Origin of the sequence: Streptomyces spinosus (assembly GCF_020400655.1) — a bacterium.
Classification (GTDB): Bacteria; Actinomycetota; Actinomycetes; order Streptomycetales; family Streptomycetaceae; genus Streptomyces; species Streptomyces argyrophylli.
Map to the genome: position 1 here is coordinate 209070 of NZ_JAINRC010000014.1, position 17813 is coordinate 226882.

20 protein-coding genes are annotated in these 17813 nt (G+C 72.8%); 15 read left to right on the plus strand and 5 right to left on the minus strand.

Features of this window, described 5'->3' with window-relative positions; all coding sequences use genetic code 11:
• Positions 1-63: 63 nt before the first annotated feature.
• The 3 genes from LG395_RS26855 (at position 64) to LG395_RS26865 (ending at position 2122) form a co-directional block, all read left to right on the plus strand.
• On the plus strand, positions 64-1323 hold the full coding sequence (locus tag LG395_RS26855) for an alpha/beta fold hydrolase (protein WP_171153651.1): 1260 nt from the start codon (positions 64-66) through the stop codon (positions 1321-1323).
• Positions 1289-1801, plus strand: a complete 513-nt coding sequence (gene tsaE / locus LG395_RS26860; protein WP_171153649.1) for a tRNA (adenosine(37)-N6)-threonylcarbamoyltransferase complex ATPase subunit type 1 TsaE — start codon at positions 1289-1291, stop codon at positions 1799-1801. The genes LG395_RS26855 and tsaE overlap by 35 nt, the downstream gene beginning before the upstream one ends.
• 129 nt (positions 1802-1930) lie before the next feature.
• Positions 1931-2122: a hypothetical protein gene (locus LG395_RS26865; RefSeq protein WP_171153642.1), complete on the plus strand. Its 192-nt coding sequence runs from the start codon at positions 1931-1933 to the stop codon at positions 2120-2122.
• On the opposite strand, the gene LG395_RS26870 is transcribed toward LG395_RS26865, so the two are convergent.
• The gene (locus LG395_RS26870; RefSeq protein WP_225811502.1) at positions 2119-2673 is read right to left on the minus strand and encodes a hypothetical protein; all 555 of its coding nucleotides are present in this window, start codon (positions 2671-2673) and stop codon (positions 2119-2121) included. The genes LG395_RS26865 and LG395_RS26870 overlap by 4 nt on opposite strands.
• Positions 2674-2797: 124 nt before the next feature.
• Here LG395_RS26870 and tsaB point away from each other — a divergent pair, with 124 nt between their 5' ends.
• From tsaB to LG395_RS26910, 8 genes are all read left to right on the plus strand, one after another.
• Positions 2798-3454, plus strand: a complete 657-nt coding sequence (tsaB, locus tag LG395_RS26875; RefSeq protein WP_225811503.1) for a tRNA (adenosine(37)-N6)-threonylcarbamoyltransferase complex dimerization subunit type 1 TsaB — start codon at positions 2798-2800, stop codon at positions 3452-3454.
• A gap of 29 nt (positions 3455-3483) precedes the next feature.
• Positions 3484-3984 carry a ribosomal protein S18-alanine N-acetyltransferase gene (gene rimI / locus LG395_RS26880; protein WP_171159796.1) on the plus strand — a complete coding sequence of 167 codons (501 nt, stop codon included), beginning with the start codon at positions 3484-3486 and terminating at the stop codon, positions 3982-3984.
• Complete coding sequence (tsaD, locus tag LG395_RS26885; RefSeq protein WP_171153636.1) at positions 3977-5071, plus strand: tRNA (adenosine(37)-N6)-threonylcarbamoyltransferase complex transferase subunit TsaD; 1095 nt, start codon at positions 3977-3979, stop codon at positions 5069-5071. Before rimI ends, tsaD begins: the two co-directional genes overlap by 8 nt.
• Positions 5068-5325: a hypothetical protein gene (locus LG395_RS26890; RefSeq protein WP_225811505.1), complete on the plus strand. Its 258-nt coding sequence runs from the start codon at positions 5068-5070 to the stop codon at positions 5323-5325. The genes tsaD and LG395_RS26890 overlap by 4 nt, the downstream gene beginning before the upstream one ends.
• 297 nt (positions 5326-5622) lie before the next feature.
• The gene (locus tag LG395_RS26895) at positions 5623-6654 is read left to right on the plus strand and encodes a LacI family DNA-binding transcriptional regulator (RefSeq protein ID WP_171153632.1); all 1032 of its coding nucleotides are present in this window, start codon (positions 5623-5625) and stop codon (positions 6652-6654) included.
• A gap of 143 nt (positions 6655-6797) precedes the next feature.
• On the plus strand, positions 6798-7853 hold the full coding sequence (locus LG395_RS26900; RefSeq protein WP_225811506.1) for an LCP family protein: 1056 nt from the start codon (positions 6798-6800) through the stop codon (positions 7851-7853).
• A gap of 137 nt (positions 7854-7990) precedes the next feature.
• Positions 7991-8347 carry a YciI family protein gene (locus LG395_RS26905; RefSeq protein WP_171153631.1) on the plus strand — a complete coding sequence of 119 codons (357 nt, stop codon included), beginning with the start codon at positions 7991-7993 and terminating at the stop codon, positions 8345-8347.
• A gap of 43 nt (positions 8348-8390) precedes the next feature.
• A complete protein-coding gene (locus tag LG395_RS26910; RefSeq protein WP_225811507.1) occupies positions 8391-9647 on the plus strand; it encodes an RNA polymerase sigma factor in 1257 nt (418 codons plus the stop codon).
• Between the two features lie 3 nt (positions 9648-9650).
• Here LG395_RS26910 and LG395_RS26915 read toward each other — a convergent pair whose 3' ends face one another.
• Positions 9651-10817 (minus strand): THUMP-like domain-containing protein, encoded by a 1167-nt coding sequence (locus tag LG395_RS26915; protein ID WP_225811508.1) that lies wholly within the window; start codon positions 10815-10817, stop codon positions 9651-9653.
• Between the two features lie 90 nt (positions 10818-10907).
• Between LG395_RS26915 and LG395_RS26920 the strand changes: the two genes are divergently transcribed.
• The 4 genes from LG395_RS26920 (at position 10908) to groL (ending at position 14952) form a co-directional block, all read left to right on the plus strand.
• Complete coding sequence (locus LG395_RS26920) at positions 10908-11819, plus strand: polysaccharide deacetylase family protein (protein WP_225811509.1); 912 nt, start codon at positions 10908-10910, stop codon at positions 11817-11819.
• Positions 11816-12628: a polysaccharide deacetylase family protein gene (locus LG395_RS26925; protein WP_225811510.1), complete on the plus strand. Its 813-nt coding sequence runs from the start codon at positions 11816-11818 to the stop codon at positions 12626-12628. Before LG395_RS26920 ends, LG395_RS26925 begins: the two co-directional genes overlap by 4 nt.
• A gap of 268 nt (positions 12629-12896) precedes the next feature.
• A complete protein-coding gene (gene groES / locus LG395_RS26930) occupies positions 12897-13205 on the plus strand; it encodes a co-chaperone GroES (RefSeq protein WP_004955293.1) in 309 nt (102 codons plus the stop codon).
• A 118-nt stretch (positions 13206-13323) separates the two neighbouring features.
• Positions 13324-14952: a chaperonin GroEL gene (gene groL, locus LG395_RS26935; protein ID WP_171153623.1), complete on the plus strand. Its 1629-nt coding sequence runs from the start codon at positions 13324-13326 to the stop codon at positions 14950-14952.
• Between the two features lie 128 nt (positions 14953-15080).
• Here groL and LG395_RS26940 read toward each other — a convergent pair whose 3' ends face one another.
• The 3 genes from LG395_RS26940 to LG395_RS26950 all read right to left on the minus strand — a co-directional run bounded on the left by LG395_RS26940 (position 15081) and on the right by LG395_RS26950 (position 17769).
• The gene (locus LG395_RS26940; protein WP_225811511.1) at positions 15081-16301 is read right to left on the minus strand and encodes an LIM domain-containing protein; all 1221 of its coding nucleotides are present in this window, start codon (positions 16299-16301) and stop codon (positions 15081-15083) included.
• Complete coding sequence (locus LG395_RS26945) at positions 16298-16870, minus strand: DUF3293 domain-containing protein (RefSeq protein WP_225811512.1); 573 nt, start codon at positions 16868-16870, stop codon at positions 16298-16300. The genes LG395_RS26940 and LG395_RS26945 overlap by 4 nt, the downstream gene beginning before the upstream one ends.
• Before the next feature lie 191 nt (positions 16871-17061).
• Positions 17062-17769 carry an ester cyclase gene (locus LG395_RS26950; protein WP_171153617.1) on the minus strand — a complete coding sequence of 236 codons (708 nt, stop codon included), beginning with the start codon at positions 17767-17769 and terminating at the stop codon, positions 17062-17064.
• Positions 17770-17813: the final 44 nt, after the last annotated feature.

Sequence of the window (17813 nt, forward strand, 5' to 3'; positions counted from 1 at the left end):
GGTAACCCGTTCCGCGGCGGCACCCACCCAGGCGAACTGCAGTACGGCGAAGAGGAGCGGTACGTGACCGAGAGCAGCGCGGAGCTCGTGGCGGACGTCGTCGCCTCGGCGGCCGCCGCCTCCGCCGCGGGGGCGGCCGGGAGCTGGCGCAGGGCGACCGGCATCGCCGGTGCCGCGATAGGCGTGCTCGCCGCGGGAGCGGCGGCCGGTGTCGCCATCGAACGGATGACGGTGGGGCGCGGAATGCGCCGCAGGGCCCGGCTGGCGCTGGACGCGGCGGGCCCCTACGGCGCCCTGCGCGGCACCCCCGGCAAGGCGTACGCCGACGACGGCACCGAGTTGTACTACGAGGTGGACGAGGCCGAGCCCGATGCCGGCCCGAACGTCTCGCCGCGCCGACGACGGCTCTTCGGGCGCAAGGCGCCCGCCCCGGTCACCGTCGTCTTCTGCCACGGCTACTGCCTCAGCCAGGACTCCTGGCACTTCCAGCGCGCGGCCCTGCGGGGGGTCGTACGGACGGTGCACTGGGACCAGCGCAGCCACGGGCGGTCCGGGCGGGGCGTGGCGCAGACCCGGGACCGGGAACCCGTCACCATCGACCAGCTCGGCCGCGATCTGAAGGCCGTGCTCGACGCCGCCGCACCGGACGGGCCGCTCGTGCTGGTCGGTCACTCGATGGGCGGCATGACCATGATGGCCCTCGCCGCGCAGTACCCCGAGCTGATCCGGGACCGGGTCGTCGCCACCGCCTTCGTCGGGACGTCGTCCGGGCGGCTCGGCGAGGTCAACTTCGGGCTGCCGGTGGCCGGCGTCAACGCGGTCCGCCGCATCCTCCCCGGGGTGCTCAAGGCGCTCGGGCAGCAGGCGGAGTGGGTGGAGAAGGGGCGCCGGGCCACCGCCGACCTGTTCGCCGGGGTCATCAAGCGGTACTCGTTCGCGGGCCGGGACGTCGACCCGGCCGTGGAGCGCTTCGCCGAGCGGATGATCGAGTCCACCCCGATCGACGTGGTCGCCGAGTTCTACCCGGCCTTCACCGACCACGACAAGACCGGGGCGCTCGTCTGCTTCCGCGACATGCCGGTGCTCGTGCTGGCCGGAGTCCAGGACCTGGTCACGCCCAGCGAGCACAGTGAGGCCATCGCCGACCTGCTGCCCGACGCCGAGCTGGTGCTCGTGCCGGACGCGGGGCACCTGGTGATGCTGGAGCACCCCGAAGTGGTCACCGACCGCCTCGCCGACCTGCTCACCCGTGCGGGCGCGGTGCCCGCAGGGGCTACCGTAAGTGGCTATGGAAGCACCAGCAGCACCGCACAACCCCGCTGAGACCCAGCTGACCGTCACCTCCCCGGAGCAGATGCGGGAGCTGGGCCGCCGACTGGCCAAGCTGCTGCGCGCGGGCGACCTGGTGATGCTCTCCGGCGAGCTGGGCGCGGGCAAGACCACGCTGACCCGCGGGCTCGGTGAGGGCCTGGGCGTGCGCGGCGCGGTCACCTCGCCGACCTTCGTGATCGCCCGGGTGCACCCGTCCCTCGGTGACGGGCCGCCCCTGGTGCACGTCGACGCCTACCGGCTCTCCGGCGGCCTGGACGAGATGGAGGACCTGGACCTCGACGTCTCGCTGCCCGACTCGGTGATCGTCGTCGAATGGGGCGAGGGCAAGGTCGAGGAGCTGACCGAGGACCGCCTCCAGGTGGTCATCCACCGCGCGGTCGGCGACACCACGGACGAGGTGCGGCACGTGACCGTCACCGGCCTGGGCGAACGCTGGTCCGAGACGGACCTGGAAACGCTGTCCGGCTGAGACCGCCGACACGTTCCGACAAGCCGTCGGCAAGATATTGCGCAGGACATCCCGGGCGTGGTCACATGGTACCCAGCCCGTACTTAGGTGTGCCTAAGTACGTCCGCCCCCGCAGCTCAGGAGGCGTCCATGCCCACGGTGCAACCGGTGTCCATGCGTGATCTGCTGGCGGCCTGCGCTGCGGCGGACGCGATCTCCAGGCCGCCGCGGCCCGAACTCCTCGAAGCGGCGCGCGACGAGCCGGCGGCCACCGTCGCCCGGACGCGCCCGGCCACGCCGTCCCCGCGGCCGCCCGGCGGCGGGTCCGGGCACGGCTGCTAGCGGATCACCACGACCCTCACGCCGATCGTCGCGAAGTTCCACATCGCGATCCCGTCCGTCCGCGTCTCCCGGATGCCGCCCGTCTTCACGCCGGGGTCGGCCGCCGTCCCCTCCGTGCCGCCGTCCACGGCCGCGCTGAACCCGACGGTCACCCCGTCGACACTGGTGAACCGCACCACGTGCTCAATGGGGACGCCGTCCGTGCCGGTGGCCGTGCTGGAGCGGGACGTGACCCAGTAGGTGCCGGCCGGCGGGTCGACGGTGCCCGGCCGCACCGGGAAGGTCCGCTGCACCGCGTTGCCGGGGGTGACCAGCCAGACCCGGTCGTCGTCCACCGAGTACACGACCCGTTCACCCGTCCCGGAGCCGCTCGGCAGGGCGGTCGGGCGGTGCCGGTCCCGGGGCGCCTTGGAGGTGGGCGTCGCGTGCACCACCGGCCCCGCGCCCAGGCTCGCCGGGACGGTCGCCTGGGCCCGGTAGGCGAGGAATCCGACCGTTCCCAGCGCCGCCGCGGTGAGGGCGGCCACGATCCCCGAGCTGGTCCCTGCCACCTGCGCCACCTCTGCCTAGTGCCGTCATCCGGTGTAAATGTCGTACTTCGTACACACCGTAGCAGTCGGTGACCGGACGTCCCGGACGACCCTGCGAGCGGCGCGGGCGCCGTAGGCTGTTCGCGTGCTCTTGCTCGCTCTGGATACCGCAACACCCGCCGTCACCGTCGCCCTGCACGACGGCACCGACGTCATCGCCTCGTCGAGCCAGGTGGACGCGCGCCGGCACGGGGAGCTGCTGCTGCCGGCCGTCGACCGGGTCCTCACCGAGGCCGGACGGAAGCTGGAGGCCGTCACCGGGATCGTCGTCGGCACCGGGCCCGGTCCCTACACCGGCCTGCGCGTCGGCCTGATGACCGCCGACACCTTCGGCCTCGCGCTCGGCGTCCCCGTGCACGGCCTGTGCACGCTGGACGGCCTCGCCTACGCCGCCGACATCGAGGAGGGCCCCTTCGTGGTGGCGACCGACGCCCGGCGCAAGGAGGTCTACTGGGCCACGTACGCCGACTCCCGGACCCGGCTGACCGGCCCGGCCGTCGACCGCCCGGCCGACATCGCCGAGCGGGTCGCGGGCCTCCCCGCGGTCGGCGCCGGCGCGCTGCTCTACCCGGACACGTTCCCGCGCGCCCACGAGCCCGAGCACGTGTCCGCCGCCGCCCTCGCCTCGCTCGCCGCGCGGAAGCTGGCCGCGGGCGAGGAGCTCACGGCCCCCCGGCCGCTGTACCTGCGCCGGCCGGACGCCCAGGTCCCCAAGAACTACAAGGTGGTCACCCCCAAGTGACACAGCCGGCACCCCCCCGACTGCGCGAGATGCGCTGGTGGGACCTCGACCCGGTCCTGGAGCTCGAACGGGACCTGTTCCCCGAGGACGCCTGGTCCCGGGGCATGTTCTGGTCCGAGCTGGCCCACTCCCGGGGCCCCGAGGCCACCCGCTGCTATCTCGTCGCCGAGTCCGCCGACGGCCGGATCGTCGGGTACGCGGGCCTGGCCGCCGCCGGTGACCTGGCCGACGTGCAGACCATCGCCGTCGCCCGCGACCACCAGGGCACCGGCCTCGGCGCCCGCCTGCTGACCGAGCTGCTGCGCGCGGCGACCGCGTTCGAGTGCCACGAGGTGATGCTCGAATGCCGGGTGGACAACCTCCCCGCCCAGAAGCTCTACGAGCGCTTCGGCTTCACCCCCATCGGCTTCCGGCGCGGCTACTACCAGCCGGGCAACGTCGACGCCCTGGTGATGCGCCTGACCACGGAACCCGGCAGCGGCGCGGCCGCGGGCTCCGCCTCCGTACAAGGAACCGATATCAATGACTGACTCACGCGACGAGCCTCTCGTACTCGGCATCGAGACCTCCTGCGACGAGACCGGCGTCGGCATCGTCCGCGGCACCACCCTGCTGGCGGACGCCGTCGCCTCCAGCGTCGACGAGCACGCCCGCTTCGGCGGTGTCGTGCCGGAGGTGGCGTCCCGGGCGCACCTGGAGGCGATGGTCCCCACCATCGACCGCGCGCTGAAGGAGGCGGGGGTCAGCGCCAAGGACCTGGACGGCGTCGCGGTCACCGCGGGCCCCGGTCTCGCGGGCGCGCTGCTCGTCGGCGTGTCGGCGGCCAAGGCGTACGCCTACGCGCTCGGCAAGCCCCTGTACGGCGTCAACCACCTCGCCTCCCACATCTGCGTGGACCAGCTGGAGCACGGCCCGCTGCCCGAGCCGACGATGGCCCTGCTGGTGTCCGGCGGACACTCCTCGCTGCTGCTCTCGACGGACATCACCTCGGACGTCCGGCCGATGGGCTCGACCATCGACGACGCGGCCGGCGAGGCCTTCGACAAGATCGCGCGCGTGCTGAACCTGGGCTTCCCCGGCGGCCCGGTCATCGACCGGTACGCCAAGGAGGGCGACCCGGAGGCCATCGCCTTCCCGCGCGGCCTGACCGGCCCCCGCGACCCGGCGTACGACTTCTCCTTCTCGGGCCTGAAGACCGCCGTGGCCCGCTGGATCGAGGCGCGGCGCGCGGCCGGCGAGGAGGTCCCGGTCCGCGACGTGGCCGCTTCCTTCCAGGAGGCCGTGGTCGACGTGCTGACCCGCAAGGCCGTGCGCGCCTGCAAGGACGAGGGCGTGGACCACCTGATGATCGGCGGCGGTGTGGCGGCCAACTCCCGGCTGCGCGCCCTCGCCCAGGAGCGCTGCGAGGCGGCCGGCATCCGGCTGCGCGTACCGCGGCCCAAGCTGTGCACGGACAACGGCGCGATGGTGGCCGCGCTCGGCGCCGAGATGGTCGCCCGCAACCGGGCCGCGTCCGGCTGGGACCTGTCGGCCGACTCCTCCCTGCCGGTGACCGACCCGCACGTGCCCGGCCACGACCACGTGCACGAGGTCGGCGAGGAGAACCTCTACTCGTGACCGTCGCCTTGATGTGGGAGGCCCGGGCCGTCGAGGGCCGGGGCGCGGACCTGCTGGCCTGGGTACGCGAACAGCCCCTCGCCGGCGAGCCGTTGCGCCGCGAGACCCTCCGCGCGCCGCAGGACCGGGTGCTGGTCGTCACGTGGTGGGACGCGCCGTACGACGCCCCGCTGCCCGAACTGCCGGAACCGGATCCGGAGTTGGTGACCCGGGCGGTGCACCGGTGGCGTTTCGAGGCGGTGGCCGAGGACTGAGTTGGGGAAACCGCCCCGACTGCGCTATGATCATCACACAGCGAACGGCCGGAACACCGGTACGGACGCAGTGCGTTGGTGGTCCAAGGAAAGACGCCCCGCTTCCTGCGGGGAAATGCAGGTGCAAGGCCTGCCCGGCGCTCCACTCGACACCCCGCCCCCGGGTTCCCGGCGGCGGGGTGTTCGCGTTGTACGGGCGCGCTCCTCGAATGTTTCGCCCGATCATTCGAATGTTCCGGTGGCGTCCGGCGTACCGAGGGCTTCGTCAAGCGGTCCGTCGGGGATACGATCGCGGGCATGAAGCCCTCGAAGCCCGCAGGAACGCAGACGGCGACCCTCGCCGAGATCGCCCGTGAGGCGGGGGTCTCCGCTCCGACTGTTTCGAAGGTCCTCAACGGCCGGGCCGACGTCTCTCCCGCCACCCGCACCCGCGTCGAGGAGCTGCTGCGCGCCTACGGCTACCGGCGCCGCCGTGCCGAGGCCTCCCGCTCACCGCTGATCGACGTGGTCTTCCACGAGCTGGAGAGCGCCTGGGCGATGGAGGTCATCCGGGGCGTGGAGAACGTCGCCCGGGACGCCGGGCTGAGCGTGGTCCTGTCCGAGTCGGCCGGCCGGCTCACCCCCGGCCGCACCTGGGCCGATCAGGTCGCCGCCCGCCGCCCGCACGGCGTGGTGCTGGTGCTCTCCGAACTCGACGAGTCCCAGCGGGCGCTGCTGACCAGCCGTTCCATCCCGTTCGTGGTGATGGACCCGGCAGGCGACCCGGGCCCCGACGTGCCGTCGATCGGCGCCACCAACTGGCAGGGCGGTCTCGCCGCCACCCGCCACCTGGTGGAACTCGGCCACACCCGGATCGGCGCGATCAGCGGGCCGTCCCGGATGATGTGCAGCCGGGCCCGGGTCGACGGCTACCGGGCCGCCCTGGAGACGGCCGGGCTGCCCGTCGACCCCTCCCTCGTCGTGGCCGGCGACTTCCACCACGACGCGGGCTACCGCCTGGGCCTTGAACTGCTGCGCCGCCCGGACCGGCCCACCGCCGTCTTCGCGGGCAACGACCTCCAGGCGCTCGGCCTGTACGAGGCCGCTCGTGAGCTGGGGCTGCGCGTCCCGGAGGACCTCAGTGTCGTGGGCTTCGACGATCTGCCGGTGGCCCGCTGGGTGGGCCCGCCGCTGACGACCGTACGGCAGCCGCTCACCGAGATGGCCGAGGCCGCGGCCCGGCTGGTGCTGGAGCTGGGGAGCGAGCGGGAGGAGCGGGCGGCGACCCGGGTGGAGCTGGCGACGAGCCTGGTGGTGCGGTCGAGCACGGGCGCGCCTTTGGCCGCTTAGCGGTTCGCGCGGAGGGCCTTTCGGCGTGCGCCGGGCCGTGCCGGAGGGCGTCCGGTTCCGCGTGGATGAGAATTTCACAAGAAAACAGACTCTGACGGCTTCCCCCTAACAGTCCCCTAATAATTCGGACTTATGTTCCTGTCGTGACGCGACACGAGGAGCAAGGCGACGCGGGCAGACGGGTGGGCCGGCGATCGGGAGCGGTGAAGATCGTCGGCCTCGCTCTGGCGGGCCTCCTGGTCCTGGGCCTGGCAGGGGCCGGCTGGGCCTACTGGCACCTCGACCGCAACATCGCAAGCGTCGACATCGACGGCGCACTCGGCGACGACCGTCCGGCCAGGGCCGTGATCACCCCGTCCGCGACCGCCCCCGCGGATGCCTCCCCGCTGCCCACCGGCTCCCTCAACATCCTGGTCCTCGGCTCGGACTCGCGCAGCGGCAAGGACAACCAGGAGCTGGGCGGCGGCGACAGCGGCGGAGCCCGGTCCGACACCGCGATGGTCGTGCACATCGACGCGGGCCGGACGAAGGCCACCGTCGTCAGCGTCCCGCGCGACACCCTCGTCACCCGCCCGTCCTGCCCGCTCACCTCCGGCGGCAGCACGGCACCGGCGTACGGCGCCATGTTCAACAGCGCCTACGCGGTGGGCGGCCCGGTGTGCGCGGTGAAGACCGTCGAGACTCTCACCGGCGTCCGCATGGACCACTACCTGGAGATCGACTTCTCCGGCTTCGCCAAGCTGGTCGACGCGCTCGGCGGGGTCGACGTCACCACCGCCCAGGACATCGACGACGACAAGAGCCACCTGCATCTGAAGGCCGGCACCCATCACCTCGCGGGCAAGCGGGCCCTCGCCCTCGCCCGCACCCGGCACGGCATAGGCGACGGCAGCGACCTGGGCCGGATAGGGCTCCAGCAGACGCTGGTCAAGGCCCTGCTGGAGCGGATCTCCGGCGCCGGCCTGCTCTCCGACCCCGCCCGGCTGTACCGGGTCGCCGACGCCGTCACCACCAGCATCACCACCGACACCGGGCTGAACTCCCTGAACGAGCTGGTGAGCCTCGGCCGGAGCCTGAAGGGGCTGACCGCCGACCGGGTGCGGACGGTGACCATGCCGGTCGTCACGGCGCCCTCCGACCCCAACCGGGTCGTCGCCCGGGAGCCGGCGGCGAACGACCTCTGGGCCTCCCTGCGCTGAGCCGCCCCTGACCGGCCGCCGGGACGGTGGAGAAGATCCCGGAGATTTTCCCGGGAGCGTGTCGATCCGGGCCTCTCCCGTTCGACGCAGGGGTGAGCGGCGGGAACGGACCCGCCGCCCCGACCGAAGGAGTCACCATGCCCCGCTACCTGTCGCTCGTACGCGTCGACGAGTCCGCCGCCCCCGCCGCAGGCCCCAGCGCGGAACTGATGCAGCGGATGGGCGAGCTGATCGAGGAGATGACCAAGGCCGGTGTGCTCCTCGACACCGCCGGGCTCACCCCCTCCGCCGAGGCGGCCCGGATCGAGTGGGACGGCGAGAAGGCTTCCGTGACCGACGGCCCGTTCACCGAGTCCAAGGAGGTCGTCGGCGGCTACGCGCTCATGCAGTGCAAGGACCGGGCCGAGGCCCTGGAGTGGACGCAGCGCTTCCTGAAGATCCACGGCCCCGAGTGGCGGCTGGCCTGCGAGCTGCGGGAGATCGCCGAGGGCTGAGGCCGTTTGGCCCGCCGCCGTCCAGGGTGTTGCATGGTGGGCTGTGGAGACACAGCCCGCCACGGCGCACGCCATCGAGACCGTCTTCCGCCTGGAGTCACCCCGGGTGATCGCCGGCGTCGCGCGGATCGTCCGGGACGTCGGCATCGCCGAGGAACTGGCGCAGGACGCCCTGGTCGCCGCGCTGGAGCGGTGGCCGCGGGACGGGGTGCCGGACAACCCCGGCGCCTGGCTCATGGCCACCGCCCGGCACCGGGCCGTCGACCTGGTCCGGCGCCGCGAGACCTACGCCCGCAAGCTCGCCGAGCTCGGCCGCGACCTGGTCACGGCCCCGCCGGCGTACGACGTGCCGGCCGACCCGGACGACATCGACGACGACCTGCTCCGGCTGGTCTTCACCGCCTGCCACCCGGCACTGTCGCCGGAGGCCCGCACCGCGCTCACCCTGCGCCTGCTCGGCGGCCTGACCACGGCCGAGATCGCCCGTGCCTACCTGGTGCCGGAGCCGACGGTCGCCCAGCGGATCGTCCGCGCCAAGCGCACCCTGGCGAAGCGGGGCGTCGCCTTCGAGGTGCCGTACGGCCCCGACCGCGAGGCCCGCCTCGGCTCCGTGCTGGACGTCATCTACCTGATCTTCAACGAGGGGTACGCGGCCACCGCCGGCGACGACTGGCTGCGCCCCGGCCTGTGCGAGGACGCGCTGCGGCTGGCCCGGGTGCTGTCCGCGCTGATGCCCGGGGAGCCCGAGGTGCACGGCCTGACCGCGCTGCTGGAGTTCCAGGCGTCCCGCGCCGCCGCCCGCACCGGCCCCGACGGCACACCGGTGCTGCTGGAGCACCAGGACCGCCGCCGCTGGAACCGCATGCTCATCGCGCGCGGCATCCGCGCCCTCGACCGCGCCGGGGCCACCGCGAGCGGCCCCCCGGGCCCGTACACCCTCCAGGCGGCCATCGCCGCGTGCCACGCGCGCGCGTACACCTACGAGGAGACGGACTGGCACGCCATCGCCACCCTGTACGGCCTGCTGGCCGTCCGCGCGCCGTCCCCGGTGGTCGAGCTGAACCGCGCGGTCGCCGTGTCGATGGCCGACGGCCCGGCGGCGGGCCTGGAGCTGGTGGACGCCGTGGCCGCCGCGCCCGCGCTGCGCGGCTACCACCTGCTGCCCAGTGTCCGCGGTGATCTGCTGGCCCGTCTGGGCCGTGTCGCCGAGGCCCGGGAGGAGTTCTCGCGGGCGGCGGATCTCGCGCTCAACGAGAGGGAGCGGGGGCTGTTGCGGGACAGGGCGCGCGCGTGCGGCTGAGCGTCAGCCGAGCGGGTGGCCGATGAGCATGGTCGGCGCCCCGGCGACACGGGTGAGGAAGACGGTGGCCGCGTTCGGCCCCTGCGGTCGCACCTTGCGGCGCAGCTCCTCCGGCTCGACCGCCGAGCCGCGCTTCTTCACGGTCAGCGTGCCGACCTCGCGCTCCCGCAGCAGGGCTTTGAGCTTCTTGACGTTGAACGGGAGCCGGTCGGTGATCTCGTAACCGGTGGCGTACGGCGTGGGCCGGGCCTCGTCGGCGGTGACGTACGCGATGGTCGGGTCCAGGAGCCCCCCGCCGACCTCCTCGGCCACCTCCGCGACCAGGTGGGCGCGGATCACGGCGCCGTCCGGCTCGTACAGGTACCGCCCCACCGGACGGACCCCGGGGTCGGGCAGCCCGCGGCCGGGCAGCGTGCGCGGGCCCGGCAGCAGCGTGGCCCGCACCGCGCCCGGCGCCCCGGTCCCGAACCACAGCACCGCCTCCTTCACGTCGCCGCCGTCGGAGATCCACTCGGCCTCGGCCTCGGCCGGGACCACCTCGTGCGGGATGCCCGGGGCGATCTTCAGTGCGGCGCGGGGTGCCTTGAGCGCCGTACCCACCGCCCAGGAGAGCGGCGGCGAGTACGCCTCCGGGTCGAACAGGCGACCGCGTCCGCTCCGGCGCGCCGGGTCGACGAACACCGCGTCGTACCCGGCCGTGTCCACCTCCGTCACGTCGGCCTCGCGCACCTCGATCAGGCCGGCCAGTCCCAGCGCCTCGGCGTTCGCCCGCGCCACGGCCGCCGTCAGCGGGTCCCGGTCCACGGCCAGCACCCGGATCCCGGCCCGCGCCAGCGCGATGGCGTCCCCGCCGATCCCGCAGCACAGGTCGGCGACGGAGGCCACGCCCAGTTCCTTCAGCCGCCCGGCCCGGTACGCCGCCACGGAGGCCCGCGTCGACTGCTCGACCCCGTTGGGCGTGAAGAACATGCGCCCGGCGTCCTCGGGCCCGAACTTCACCACCGCCCGCTGCCGCAGCCGGGCCTGGCCGAGCGCCGCCGACACCAGCTCGGCCGGGTGCTCGCGGCGCAGCCGGGTGGCCACGGCCAGCTCCCGCGCCGGCTCGGTGTCGCGCACCTCGTCGAGGAGGGCGCGGCCTTCGGGGGTGAGGAGCAGGGCGAGGTCGTTCACCGGGTCATTGTGGGCCACTCGGTGGATGGTGCGCCTCCGGCGGCGGTGTCGCCCGGGGTCGCGGGCCGGGGCCTGGGAGGATCCGGCACCATGCGAGCAGTAGTACAAAATGACAAAAGTCGGACTCGTTTCCGGTGGCTGGCCCTCGGCGGCGGAGCCGTCACGCTGGCCGCCGCCACCCTGCTCTCCGGCTGCGCCGAGCCCGAGTCCGTGCGCCCCGCGTCCGGCCAGGGCGGCCCCGCCCGGCCCCAGGACCCGGCGGCGCGCCGGGCCGCCGAACACGCCCGGCTGGTCGCCGCCGCCCGGCGCTGGGGGCTGGACCAGGTCCCGCTCACGCCCCCGCCGGCCCCCGCGGCCAAGCCGAGGATCACCGCCCGCGAGGGGTTCGAGGTGGACCACCAGGAGGACTGGAACCTGCCCCCCGTCTTCACCACGGTCCCCACCCGGGACAAGGTCGTGTTCCTGACGATCGACGACGGCGCCGAGAAGGACCCGCGCTTCCTCGCCATGATGCGCGAGCTCAAGGTCCCGTACACCGCGTTCCTCAGCGACTACCTCATCAAGGACGACTACGCCTACTTCCGGAAGATGCGGTCCTACGGCAACACCCTCAACAACCACACCCTGCACCACCCCTACCTGCCGGGCCTGTCCTACGAGGAGCAGAAGGACGAGATCTGCGGCATGCAGGCCGTCATGAAGAAGCAGTTCGGCAAGGCCCCCACCGTCTTCCGTCCCCCCTACGGCAACTACAACCAGGACACCCTGGTCGCCGCGAAGGAATGCGGCATCAAGTACGCGCCGATCTGGAACGAGGAGGTCTTCGTCGACCACTGGGAGTACCGCGAGGACGACAGGCGGCTGCGCCGCGGCGACATCGTCCTCACCCACTTCCGCGGGCGGGACGACTGGGACGGCACGATGGTGGACGACATGCGCCGCTTCCTGAACAAGGTCACGCGCGAGGGCTACGCCGTGGCCCGCCTGGAGGACTACCTGTGAGGCGCGCTCGGGGCCCGGCCGCGGTCCTCGCCGCGGCCCTGCTCCTGACGGGCTGCGCCCAGTCCGTCGACCCCATCGAACGCCTCGGCAAGAAGGCCGCCGAAGGGGTACGCCCGCACGCCACCGCCCCCGACCACCGCTACCGCGCCTGGGGCCTGACCCGGCCCCTCGCCCGCCCCCCGGCGCACCCGGCCCGCCCGCTCGCCGAGCGCCCCGGGGCCGGCGCCCCGCTCCCCGTGGTCGACCGCGTCCCCACCCGCGACCCGGTCGTCTTCCTCACCTACGACGACGGCGCCGAGCGGGACCCCCGCTTCGTCGACATGGTCCGCGAACTGAGGCTCCCGGTCACCCTGTTCCTCACCGACAGCGTCGCCGCCCCCGGCTACCCGCACTTCGCCCGTCTGCGCGCCCTGGGCGCCGGCATCGGCAACCACACCGTCGACCACCGGGCCCTGGCCGGCCTGCCGTACGCCGGCCAGCGCGCCGAGATCTGCGGCCGGCAGGACCGCCTCCGCGCCGCCCTCGGCGTCCGCCCCCGGCTCTTGCGCCCGCCCTACGGCTCCTACGACCGCACCACCCTGCGCGCGGCGGCCGACTGCGGCATCTCCGCGCTCGTCCTGTGGCGCGCCGCCCTGACCCCGGGCGGCCTCACCTACACGCGCGGCGCCCATCATCTCCGCCCCGGCGACATCGTCCTGGTGGGCCCCGACGAGTCGAGGGGGCCGGCGCTGTGGGAGCGGACGGTGCGAGTGCTGACGGAGGCCCAGCGCAGAGGGCTGACGGCGGGATCGCTGGAGGACTACGTGTGACGTGCGGCCCGTACGGCGGCGGGCCCGGGGGCGGCGAAGGCCCCCGGGACGGCGGCCCTCGTGTCGCGAATCCGGGCGACGCGCCGCGGGCAATTGGCACTCCGCTTGACCGAGTGCTAATCGCGGTCATAGTCTCGGCTCTGGCACTCCCCCCTGGAGAGTGCCAGACAAACGCGACGGGCAGGTCCGGCACCCGCGACGACGGATCGACCTGGTCGCCACCTCAGACAGTTAACCCCGTGAGATCTCCGAAGGGGGAGGTCGGATCGTGACGACCGCCAGCTCCAAGGTTGCCATCAAGCCGCTCGAGGACCGCATCGTGGTCCAGCCGCTGGACGCCGAGCAGACCACGGCCTCTGGCCTGGTCATCCCGGACACCGCGAAGGAGAAGCCCCAGGAGGGCGCCGTCCTCGCCGTGGGCCCGGGCCGGTTCGAGAACGGCGAGCGTCTGCCGCTCGACGTCAAGGTCGGCGACGTCGTCCTCTACAGCAAGTACGGCGGCACCGAGGTGAAGTACAACGGCGACGAGTACCTCGTCCTCTCGGCTCGCGACGTCCTCGCGATCATCGAGAAGTAATCACCTCAAGCGACTCTCTGCTTGAAGCCGCGCCCCTGGCCCCCCGCGATCGATATGAAGCCGGGCGCCCGGGGCGCGGCGTTTTCACCCACAGATTTCCGAGAGGGCTCCCGCTGCCATGGCGAAGATCCTGAAGTTCGACGAGGACGCCCGTCGCGCCCTTGAGCGCGGCGTCAACAAGCTTGCCGACACCGTCAAGGTGACGATCGGCCCCAAGGGCCGCAACGTCGTCATCGACAAGAAGTTCGGCGCCCCCACCATCACCAACGACGGTGTCACGATCGCCCGCGAGGTCGAGATCGAGGACCCGTACGAGAACCTCGGCGCGCAGCTGGTGAAGGAGGTGGCGACCAAGACCAACGACATCGCTGGTGACGGCACCACCACCGCCACCGTCCTCGCCCAGGCGCTGGTGCGCGAGGGCCTGAAGAACGTCGCCGCCGGTGCTTCCCCGGCCGCCCTGAAGAAGGGCATCGACGCCGCCGTCAAGGCCGTCTCGGAGGACCTGCTCGCCTCGGCCCGCCCGATCGACGAGAAGTCCGACATCGCCGCCGTCGCCGCGCTGTCCGCCCAGGACCAGCAGGTCGGCGAGCTGATCGCCGAGGCCATGGACAAGGTCGGCAAGGACGGTGTCATCACCGTCGAGGAGTCCAACACCTTCGGTCTGGAGCTGGACTTCACCGAGGGCATGGCCTTCGACAAGGGCTACCTGTCGCCGTACTTCGTGACGGACCAGGAGCGCATGGAGGCCGTCCTGGAGGACCCCTACATCCTCATCAACCAGGGCAAGATCTCCGCCATCGCCGACCTGCTGCCGCTGCTGGAGAAGGTCATCCAGGCCGGCTCCTCCAAGCCGCTGCTGATCATCGCCGAGGACGTCGAGGGCGAGGCCCTGTCGACCCTGGTCGTCAACAAGATCCGCGGCACCTTCAACGCCGTCGCGGTGAAGGCCCCCGGCTTCGGCGACCGCCGCAAGGCGATGCTCCAGGACATGGCCGTCCTCACCGGCGCCACCGTCATCTCCGAGGAGGTCGGCCTCAAGCTCGACCAGGTCGGCACCGACGTGCTCGGCTCCGCCCGCCGCGTCACCGTCACCAAGGACGACACCACGATCGTCGACGGCGCCGGCAAGTCCGAGGACGTGCAGGGCCGCGTCGCCCAGATCAAGGCCGAGATCGAGACCACCGACTCCGACTGGGACCGCGAGAAGCTCCAGGAGCGTCTCGCGAAGCTGGCCGGCGGCGTGTGCGTGATCAAGGTCGGCGCCGCCACCGAGGTGGAGCTGAAGGAGAAGAAGCACCGTCTGGAGGACGCCATCTCCGCGACCCGCGCCGCGGTCGAGGAGGGCATCGTCTCCGGTGGTGGCTCCGCCCTGGTCCACGCCTCCAAGGTGCTCGACGGCAACCTCGACAAGGCCGGCGACGAGGCCACCGGTGTCGCCGTCGTCCGCAACGCCGTGGTCGAGCCGCTGCGCTGGATCGGCGAGAACGCCGGCCAGGAGGGCTACGTCATCGTGTCCAAGGTCAAGGACCTGGACAAGGGGCAGGGTTACAACGCCGCCACCGGCGAGTACGGCGACCTGATCAAGGCCGGCGTCATCGACCCGGTCAAGGTCACCCGCTCCGCCCTGGAGAACGCCGCCTCCATCGCCTCCCTGCTGCTCACGACCGAGACCCTGGTCGTCGAGAAGAAGGAAGAGGAGCCGGAGGCCGCGGGCCACGGCCACAGCCACGGCCACGCCCACTGAGCCCGGCGCCGAGCTGAGTCAGGTGCCCGGTGCCCCCTCGGGGGTGCCGGGCACCTGGCGTTGCGGCGACCGGACGGGCGGGCCGGGGCCGGGGCCGGCGCCGCCCCCGTTGCCCCACGCACCCTCGTCTACAGGCCCCGCTCGTGCTCGCGTACGTAGGTGAAGCCGCGGGGCAGCTCGTGCGGCCCGGCCAGACCGGCCCTCGCGTGATCTTCCCGGTAGGCGGCCTTCGCCTCGGGACTGGCCTCCTTGCCGAGGTGGCCGATGCGCATCAGGTGACCGGCCACGCGGTGGGCGCTCACGCTGTAGGCCGCGCTCGCGTCGTCGCGGAGGTCCTCACGTTCCGCCACCCGCAGCGTCGGGGCGTAGCACAGCAGCGGAACCGGTGTCTCGCCGCGCCGCGCGGGATAGTGCAGCCTGGCCGCCCGGTCGACGCTGCCCTGCTCCCACGTGAGGATCCCCCGGGAGAGGAGTCGCTCGATCGCGCCGCGGATCTTCTGCACGGCCGGTCGCTCACCCTGGGCGCGTTCGACGGTGTTCCGGACCAGCGCCTCCCGCGGAAGCAGTGCCCGGCCCTTCTCGTCCAGGTAGCCGAGTTCGCGCAGCGCGATCAGGACCAGTTCCTCCACCCGGTCCACGCGGGCGTCGAACGCCGCGAGTTCACGGGTCATGATCCTCGGGTCGAAGGCGTAGCGGACCACGGTCCCGCCGAAGACGACGGGTTCGTCCAGCGGGGTGTAGGCCAGGCGCAGCTTCCTCCACGTGTCCCACCGCACCGACACCCGGGTTCCGGGGAGGACGAAGGGCTGCCACGCCAGCCCGGTCAGGATCGGCTCGTCACCCTTCAGGTCGAGCCGGACACCCTTCTGCTCGTCCAGGACCCTGATGCGGTGGCGCCCGCGCAGGAACGTGAGGTCGAGCGGTTCCTGGGGAGCGGCCCGGTCGGCCATCTCGGCCGGTACGGGGCACGTGCCGTGCAGGAGGTGCTCGGCACGCACGTGGAACTTCCAGTCGACTGTGAGACCGGCGTTGACCACCGAGTGGGGCGAGCCGCTGTCGAGTTCCCCGACGACGACCTCGGCGAGGTCCTCCGTCCGCGGGGCCGGCGGCCGGCCGGTGTCTCCCGGCGACGGCTGGTCGCTCGCGGAGGCCGACGCCTCCATGCGCCCGTAGCAGCCGTTGCAGTACCGGTCGTCACCGTGTACGGCGACGAGTTTCGCGGTCTTCGTCTGACCGCACCGCGCGCAGGTGAACGACGCGACCGCAGCCAACCGGACCAGCTGTACGCCGTCACGCTGCGGATAGGTCTTCACGATCTTCTTGCCGAGGAGCCCCCCGCCGACCTTCATGACAGCCAATCCCCCCGGACCTCCCGTCCTCCCGGTCCTCCCTCGGCCTCGGCAGACCGGAAGGGATCAGCGTAGACAGCCCGACTCGGCCGAACAAGGTTCTCCCGGCGGACCGCCCATCCGCCGGCCGCCACGGCACCGGTGGCGCAGGCCAGGACGCGCCAGTCGCGGGCAGTCCAGGCGAAGACCGCGTCCTGGCCGAAGCGGCGGCCGAGGTCACGCGCCGCGGTGTCGCTCAGGCCGACGACGGCGACACTCTCCTCGCGGTGCGAGCCGCGTACGTCGCCTCCCTCCACAGGCCACCAGGTGAGCCCGCGTCGCCGGACGTCGTCGAGCAGCAGGCGCTGGGCGCGGGCGTTGGCGCCGGCCGGCGCGGTCCGGCCGAGAGGATTCCAGGCGGTGATCACATGGACGGTGGCGCCACGGGCCGGTGCCGGGAAGCAGCCCTCCACCGTCCCCGAGGGACGCGGTTCGATGCGAAGGGTGCGGTCCCCGAAACGGATGCCGACCACCGCCGTGCGGTAGAGATCCCAGTTGAGGGGCGTGCCGACCGCGTCACTGCTGTGCACAAGGGCCTCCTGTGGAACGAAGACCCCCTTACACGCCGTGCAGGGAGATCGGTGCTCGCCCCCACACCGAAGCGGGGGCCGGAACCGAAAGATTCCATGATCCGCGCTCCGAGGCAAGGGGCCGGCGGGTCCTTGCCCGCCGCCGGTGGCCCCGGCGCTCCCAGGAGCGGGAGCCGCCGGCCTACGGAGGTCTACTGCTCCATCGCGTCGAGCGCCCCCAGCTGCTGCATCAGTCCCAGCTGATCGTGCTGCCACCACAGCTCGGCGATCTTGCCGTTGTCGCCGAACCGGAACAGCGTCATCCCGGTCATGGTGACCTGGTTGCCGGTGGGCGCGATGCCCAGGAAATCGCCCTGGTGAGCGGCGTACCAGGTCCACCGCGCGCAGGACCGGTCGCCCTGGCTGAGCACGTCCTCCACCGTGAACGCGAAGTCGAAGGCGCCGCGCCACATCCGGAACTCGGCGCGGACGCTGTCCAGCCCGATGGTGTCCTGCGGGTTCATCGGGTCGTGGCTGTGGACGTCCTCGTCCAGCAGGTCGTTGAACGGCGGCAGTTCCCCCTCGGCGCACAGCGCCTCGAAGAACCCGCGCACCATGCCCTCGGGCAGGCTCTCGTCCCGCACGACGTCCAGGTCGGTGAACGTCGGCATCTCGTCGCACAGCGCCACCAGCCCCCGGAAGACCCGGTCCGTCTCCGGGAGGTTCGAGTTGCGCATCGCGTCCTCGTACGACGGGAACTCCAGCACTTCGACGACGTGCGACGCGTCCGACCGGTCCGTGCCGACCACCGCGTGCGTCGCCGTCCGCTTCCCCTTGGTCCGCTGGACCCAGTCGTCCATCAGCCGGTTCATCTCGTCCAGCCGGCTCGTCCTGCACTCGATGAGCTGTACGAAGGTCATGCGCCGCCTCCGGCCCCCCTGGTCCGGTACCGTCCCGCCCATTT

What these genes read in the sequence shown, in the direction of transcription:
- LG395_RS26905 (WP_171153631.1), top strand. Translation starts at nt 7,991, where the DNA reads ATGCCCCGCTACCTGTCGCTCGTACGCGTCGACGAGTCCGCCGCCCCC.
- rimI (WP_171159796.1), top strand. Translation starts at nt 3,484, where the DNA reads ATGCGCTGGTGGGACCTCGACCCGGTCCTGGAGCTCGAACGGGACCTG.
- groL (WP_171153623.1), top strand. Translation starts at nt 13,324, where the DNA reads ATGGCGAAGATCCTGAAGTTCGACGAGGACGCCCGTCGCGCCCTTGAG.
- LG395_RS26920 (WP_225811509.1), top strand. Translation starts at nt 10,908, where the DNA reads ATGCGAGCAGTAGTACAAAATGACAAAAGTCGGACTCGTTTCCGGTGG.
- LG395_RS26940 (WP_225811511.1), bottom strand. Translation starts at nt 16,301, where the DNA reads ATGAAGGTCGGCGGGGGGCTCCTCGGCAAGAAGATCGTGAAGACCTAT.
- LG395_RS26865 (WP_171153642.1), top strand. Translation starts at nt 1,931, where the DNA reads ATGCCCACGGTGCAACCGGTGTCCATGCGTGATCTGCTGGCGGCCTGC.
- LG395_RS26895 (WP_171153632.1), top strand. Translation starts at nt 5,623, where the DNA reads ATGAAGCCCTCGAAGCCCGCAGGAACGCAGACGGCGACCCTCGCCGAG.
- LG395_RS26950 (WP_171153617.1), bottom strand. Translation starts at nt 17,769, where the DNA reads ATGACCTTCGTACAGCTCATCGAGTGCAGGACGAGCCGGCTGGACGAG.
- tsaD (WP_171153636.1), top strand. Translation starts at nt 3,977, where the DNA reads ATGACTGACTCACGCGACGAGCCTCTCGTACTCGGCATCGAGACCTCC.
- tsaE (WP_171153649.1), top strand. Translation starts at nt 1,289, where the DNA reads ATGGAAGCACCAGCAGCACCGCACAACCCCGCTGAGACCCAGCTGACC.